Source organism: Rubrivirga sp. (genome assembly GCF_049648075.1).
In the GTDB taxonomy this organism is placed as follows: Bacteria; Bacteroidota; Rhodothermia; order Rhodothermales; family Rubricoccaceae; genus Rubrivirga.
This window is the reverse complement of the sequence record NZ_JBARYR010000473.1, coordinates 1-5,623: the sequence shown is the minus strand read 5'-3', so window position 1 is coordinate 5,623 and position 5,623 is coordinate 1. Positions and strand designations below refer to the sequence as shown.

Below are 5,623 nucleotides of genomic sequence, written 5' to 3'. Positions count from 1 at the left end.
CGACCTCGAGAGCCGATAGGCCGGCGCGGCCAACGAACTCCCATAGCTCACCCCCACCCATGCTCCGACTCCCCACTCTGTTTGCCCTCCTGATCGTGGCCTCCGGCTGCGAAGGCGAAATCTCCATTGGCAACGACCCACAGACGTTCGACCAGCTCGTCGACAACCTGGTCATCGAGCTCGTCGGCCCCGACGCCGACGCGACGGCGCTCGACTGCCCCGGCCTCGAGGGCGACGCGCCGGGCGAGTACACGTGCACCTCGACCGTCGACGGCCAGGACGTCACCTGGGCCATGACCGTGAGCGCCCTGACGGCGGTCGACGGCGGCGACTCGACGGCTGTGGGACTGGTCCCCGACTACGGCTCGGAGTCGGCCGGGGCGGAGTGGGCGCTCAAGCGCTCGTTCCGCACCACCTACGACATGGAGCTCGCATCGATCTCGTGCCCCGACGGCGACGCCCCGGACTACACGGCCGTGTGCCAGGCGAACTACGACGGCAAATCGTTCGACGTCCAGTTCGACAAGAAGCCGGACGGGACCTTCGTCTACGTCCCGACGGGCGTCGGCTTCCGCCAAAACACCGAGGCGGCGATCGCCAACGGCTTGGAGCAGGGCACGGGTCTGGCAACGAGCGTGACGTGCGAGACGCCGACGATGTGGGAGATCGAGATCGGCCAGGAGTTCGCCTGCGACGTCCGCGCCACCGAGACCGGCGAGCAAGCCGAGGTCCGGCTCGTGATGACGGACATGGTGGGCAACTTCGACTGGAACGTGGTCGTCGAGTCGTAGCGGCCGACGGGAACGGGCTCCGTCCTCGAGGACGGATGGTCCACATCGAGGGCGGGTGCCGTACGGACGGGCAGAACCCCCGTCCTCGATGCGCCCGGTCCTGCTGCTCTCCATGCTCGCCCTCGCCTGCGCGCCGACCACGGACCCGGCGCTCCGGCCGCTGGCCGAGGCCGGGATCACGCGCTTCGTCGACGACTTCACGCCAACCGACGTCGAACGAGAGGCCCCGTCGTGTCCCGAGATGGCGTCCGGCCTCGAGGTCGTCTGCACGTCGTCGTTGGGCGGGACGCCGCTCGAGTGGACGGCGACGGGCACGCTCGGCCTCGAGGACGCTGGCAACACGGTCCGCATCGACCCGCGCGGGTTCATCCTCGAGGGCTACGCGCTGCGGCTGGTGACCAACCGCCTGATGGACGAGGGAATGGCGCCTAGCACCGTCTGCGACCTCGAGGCCGCGACGCCGGCCGCGCCCGGGGACACGTTCGAGTGCGACGTCAAGGACATGATGACATCGAGGACGCACTTGGTGGTCGCGACCGTCACCGACGACCCGGACTCACTCGGCATGGATCTCCGTCCGTTCCCGCCGGACCGCGAGAACCCCTTCGACATCGACATCAATTCGGTCGACACCTCCCGCCTTTCTCAGCTCCAATGACCCGTACGCTCGTCGCCCTCATCCTCCTTGCCGGCTGCTCCGGTGACCCCGCGACCGGCCCGTCCGGCAGCGCGTCTCTCGACGCGACCGTCGCATCCGTCGCGGCTGGCATCCTCGGCCCGACCGTCGAGCCGTCCCCGCTCGTCTGCCCCGACCTCGAGGGCGAGTCGTTCGGCGAGTACGCCTGCACCTCGACCGTAGACGGCCAAGAGGTCGCGTGGGCGATGACCGTCTCGCAGCACGCGACGGCGGCGGACTCGTTCTCGGTAAACCTCCTCCCAGACTTCGGATCGCCGTCGGCAAACGCGGAGCGCGGCTTGATGAAGGGGTTTCGCCAAGACTTGGGCATGACGCTGACGTCGGTGACGTGCCCGACGATGGAAAGCCCAGCACAGACAGTCACCTGCCAGGGCCTCCTCAACGGCACGTCGTTCGACCTCGTCTATGAGGGCTCTGCTGACCAGTCGTTCGGCTATTCCGCACCGGGGTACGACTTCAAGGCCAACATCGAGCGCATCGTCGGCGACGGTTTGGCGGGCGACGACGGCCCCCCGGCCATCGTCGAGTGCGACGCTCCGTCCGTTTTCGAGTCGCAACCCGGCTTCGAGACGCTGTGCCAAGCGCGCTCTCCCGAGACCGGCCAGTCCGGCACCGTCCGCTACGTCGTCCTCGAGGGTGGCCAGTACGAATGGAACCTCGTCCCCGGCGCCTGACCTCCTCTCTCCTCATCCTCAGCCCTGATCGGCCATGACTCTTCGCGCTCTTCCTCTCGCCACCCTCGTCCTCGTCGCCAGCTGCGGCTCCGAGCCCAATGCTCCCGCCGAGCTCTCCTACGCCGACGCGACGGAGCAGGCGATCTCACCGCGCTTCGAAGAGGCGTACGGCGTGCCGCTCACATCTCTGGAGTGTCCCGATGACTTGTCTGCTTCCGCGCAGCCGGCCACCTGCACTGCCACCCTGGACGGCGTCACGTTCGACCTCATGGTCAAGAACAACAGCGCTGACCCCGCCAGCGTCCTAGCCGACTGGCAGGCGATGGGCGTCTTGGTCCGTGAGAAGACCGAGGCTGATCTCGCGGACTTGCTCCCGACGCTGGCCGGTGGCCCCGTCGAGGTCGCGTGCGACGGCGATGCGGTTCGCCTGGTCGCGATCGACGACACGCTGTCGTGTGGCATCACCAACCCAGAGACCGGCGAGACGGAGACCGCCACGGCGACCGTGTTCACCGACGATGGCCGCGTGCGCATCGCAACAGCCGCAGGAGAGGCCGCCACCTACCCTGCCGGCGATTGGTTCTAGCCAGCCCGTCGGAGACTTCCCTCTCTCTCATAACGCCCGCTCCCATGTTTGTAGTCCGCCTGCCCGCCCTATGTCTCGCCGCCATCTTCTTCGCTGGTTGCGAGCGAGGTCCCGAAGAGTCCTTCTCCGTTCAGATCGGAGAGGCTTCTTATTCGAGTGGTGTCGAAAGTGAGGAACGAGAACCTTCTGACGACCACTCCGACGAAGTGGAGAGCCTCGTCCTTGACAACTTTGAAGACCGGTATGGGGTCACAGCGACATCCGCCCAATGCCCCGCCGCGACGGGCGACATTGGAACCACGTCCCGCTGCGAGGTGGTCGCAGGGGGTATCGAGTTCGAGCTTGGGCTTTCTTTCATACCACACCCAGAGGACCCGTCCAAGATGCGGGTGAATTGGCGTCCTATAGGAGTCGAATTTGGTCGAAAGGTGGAAGTCCTGGTCGCTGAGGATGTTCAAACGAGGTACAGCGCCGCAGCGGAAGCCACGTGCGAACAGGAGGACATCTGGCGAACGACCGTCGGGGAGCGCGTCCCTTGCGTCGCGACCCTGGTCGCGACCGGCGAGCAGATCCCCCTATCACTCATTATTGAGGACGATCAGGGGAACGTGACCCTCCGGTACAATGAGGATGGCTGACCTCGTGGTTTTCTGTTCCGTCCTGGTTCTCGTCGCGGGGTGCGCCGCCGAGCCGTCCCCTAGCGAGGCTCGCGCGCTCAAGGTCACAGATCCGGTCCTCGAGGACGACCGCTCTGACCTCGAGGTCGCGCAGGACGAAATCGCAGAGGCGTTCGGCCTCGATGGCGGACTCGACTGTCCCGAATCGGGCTGGGCCGAGGGCGAGGTCCAGACGTGCACCGCCGACCTCGAGGGCGAGCCGGTGCCCGTGCTCGTCCGGCCCGACTCGACGGCGCCCGGCGGAGTCGCCTGGATGCTGGACGGCGTCCTACTCCGTGAGCACACCGAGCGCAACATGGAAGAGCAGCTCGCCACGCTCGACGGCCCCGTCCTCGAGGTCGGCTGCGAGGGCCCCGCCGTTCGGCCTGCCGTGGCTGGCGAGGTGCTCTCGTGCCAAGCGACGGATGCAGCGACGGGCGAGGTCACGACCATCGAAGCCTCCGTCCTCGAAGCCTTTGCTCCACAGCTGGGCGGTGCTGTCTCGTGGTCCTTCGATGGAGCCCTCTACGCCGCGACGCCGGAGAGCGCAGGGAGTTGGTAGCCGCCCTCGAGGACGAGATCCGTGCCGGGTGGTCCTCGAGTACGCGGCGCGACGCATGGAGACATACCGCTCCGCCCTCGACAGGTCCGACCTCGATGGCGCTCCCCCGCTCAAACGCTCCGGGCGGGTAGCCGTCCTTACAACCCAATACCTCTATGCGCTGCCTTTCCGCCCTGCTCGTCATGCTCGTCGTTCTCACGGGCTGCGTCGAGATCACCGACACGGACGCCCAGGCTGATTCCGATTTTCTCAACATGGTCCGCGACTTGCAAGTCGTCTATATCGGAGCCGATACCGACCATACCCCTCTCCGATGCCCCGACCTCGATAACGCGACGGGCCTCTATACCTGCACCTCGACCGTCGAGGGGGACGAGGTCGTGTGGGCCGTGGAGGTCGAGCCTGACCCCGGCGATGGCTCGCCCAACGTGTGGATCGAGCCAGACTTCGGGTCTCCGACCCGGACCGCCGAGTGGAACATCCGACGCGGCTACCGCGAGGACTACGACGCGATTCTTACCTCCGTCGAGTGCCCGGAGATTAGCGACACGAGAAACGTCGAGGCTACCTGTCGAGCAACCGCTGAGAACGTGGTGTTCGACGTGACCTACCAGAGCGACTCTTCCAGGTACAGCTACAGTCACACGGAGGCGGGTTTGGGGAAGACGGTAGAGGACCTCATCGCCAACGACATCGCAAAGCAGGTCGACGCCCCGACGCAGGCCGATTGCGACGCGCCACGCATCTTCCAGTCCGTCCCGGGCCTCGTGTTTCATTGCCAGGTGACCATCCCCTCGAAAGCTCAAGAAGTGACCGTTCGGTTTGAGACCTTAGCCGGCGGCGACTTCGACTGGGAGGTAGTCGCAGTCGCAGACGCGAGTAGCCCATGAACTCCCCTAGAGCCCCCGTGCCAGACCGCGAGGGATCGCGGACGGAGCGAGCGGGGTAGGTTGCTGCAAACGGCCCCGTACGAATGCTTCGCCTCGCTCTCGCCCTCCTACTCGCAGGCACCGCCTCCGCGCAACCCGTCCTCGACGCGCCCGACCGGCCCTTGGTGGTCATGAACCTGGCCGGCCACCCCGACGACGAGGACGGCCTGACGATGGCCTACTACCGCGGCAACCAGGACGCCGTCGTCTACTCCGTGATCGCAACGCGCGGCGAAGGCGGCCAGAACGAGGCCGGGCCGGACTTGTACGAACGACTCGGCGCCATCCGCACGGCCGAGACCGAGGCCGCCGCCCGCATCCTGGGCACGCGCGTCGTCTACCTCAACCGCTACGACTTCGGGTTCTCCAAGCACGCCGCCGAGGCCTACGCCGAGTGGAGCCAGCCGCGCACCGGCTTTTGGGAAGACCGCGACGCCGACCTCGAGGTCGGCGCCGGCCGCGACGCGCTCGTCGCCGACGTGGTCCACCTGGTCCGGCGCTTCAAGCCCGACGTCCTGTTCACCAACCACGACACTTCGACGGCGTGGCCCAACGCCCAGCATGGCCACCACCAGGCCCTCGGCAACGCGGCGTACCAGGCGTTTCACTTGGCGGCCGACCCGAGCTACCAGCCCAGCCAACTCGAGGACGATGGCGTCGATCTGTGGCAGCCCTCGAGGCTGTTCCTGCGCGCCCGCGGCTGGCGCGACGACGGCGCACCGTACGAC

8 protein-coding genes are annotated in these 5,623 nt (G+C 67.0%); all 8 read left to right on the top strand.

Annotation, left to right across the window (positions count from 1 at the left end):
* Nucleotides 1-59 precede the first annotated feature (59 nt).
* Complete coding sequence (locus tag WBA11_RS13440) at nt 60-791, top strand: hypothetical protein (protein WP_424521182.1); 732 nt, start codon at nt 60-62, stop codon at nt 789-791.
* Nucleotides 792-846: 55 nt separating this feature from the next.
* Nucleotides 847-1,449: a hypothetical protein gene (locus tag WBA11_RS13435; RefSeq protein WP_424521181.1), complete on the top strand. Its 603-nt coding sequence runs from the start codon at nt 847-849 to the stop codon at nt 1,447-1,449.
* Nucleotides 1,446-2,162, top strand: a complete 717-nt coding sequence (locus WBA11_RS13430; protein ID WP_424521180.1) for a hypothetical protein — start codon at nt 1,446-1,448, stop codon at nt 2,160-2,162. Before WBA11_RS13435 ends, WBA11_RS13430 begins: the two co-directional genes overlap by 4 nt.
* Before the next feature lie 34 nt (nt 2,163-2,196).
* Entirely contained in the window at nt 2,197-2,748 is a 552-nt protein-coding gene (locus WBA11_RS13425; protein ID WP_424521179.1) for a hypothetical protein, read from the top strand.
* 44 nt (nt 2,749-2,792) lie between these two features.
* Nucleotides 2,793-3,386: a hypothetical protein gene (locus tag WBA11_RS13420; RefSeq protein WP_424521178.1), complete on the top strand. Its 594-nt coding sequence runs from the start codon at nt 2,793-2,795 to the stop codon at nt 3,384-3,386.
* Entirely contained in the window at nt 3,379-3,966 is a 588-nt protein-coding gene (locus tag WBA11_RS13415; protein WP_424521177.1) for a hypothetical protein, read from the top strand. Before WBA11_RS13420 ends, WBA11_RS13415 begins: the two co-directional genes overlap by 8 nt.
* Nucleotides 3,967-4,148: 182 nt before the next feature.
* Nucleotides 4,149-4,856 (top strand): hypothetical protein, encoded by a 708-nt coding sequence (locus WBA11_RS13410; protein WP_424521176.1) that lies wholly within the window; start codon nt 4,149-4,151, stop codon nt 4,854-4,856.
* 83 nt (nt 4,857-4,939) lie between these two features.
* The coding region (locus WBA11_RS13405; protein ID WP_424521175.1) for a PIG-L deacetylase family protein at nt 4,940-5,623 on the top strand (684 nt) is incomplete at its 3' end.

Coding starts and splice junctions, on each gene's coding strand:
- WBA11_RS13440 (WP_424521182.1), top strand. CDS start 60: ATGCTCCGACTCCCCACTCTGTTTGCCCTCCTGATCGTGGCCTCCGGC.
- WBA11_RS13430 (WP_424521180.1), top strand. CDS start 1,446: ATGACCCGTACGCTCGTCGCCCTCATCCTCCTTGCCGGCTGCTCCGGT.
- WBA11_RS13425 (WP_424521179.1), top strand. CDS start 2,197: ATGACTCTTCGCGCTCTTCCTCTCGCCACCCTCGTCCTCGTCGCCAGC.
- WBA11_RS13420 (WP_424521178.1), top strand. CDS start 2,793: ATGTTTGTAGTCCGCCTGCCCGCCCTATGTCTCGCCGCCATCTTCTTC.
- WBA11_RS13415 (WP_424521177.1), top strand. CDS start 3,379: ATGGCTGACCTCGTGGTTTTCTGTTCCGTCCTGGTTCTCGTCGCGGGG.
- WBA11_RS13410 (WP_424521176.1), top strand. CDS start 4,149: ATGCTCGTCGTTCTCACGGGCTGCGTCGAGATCACCGACACGGACGCC.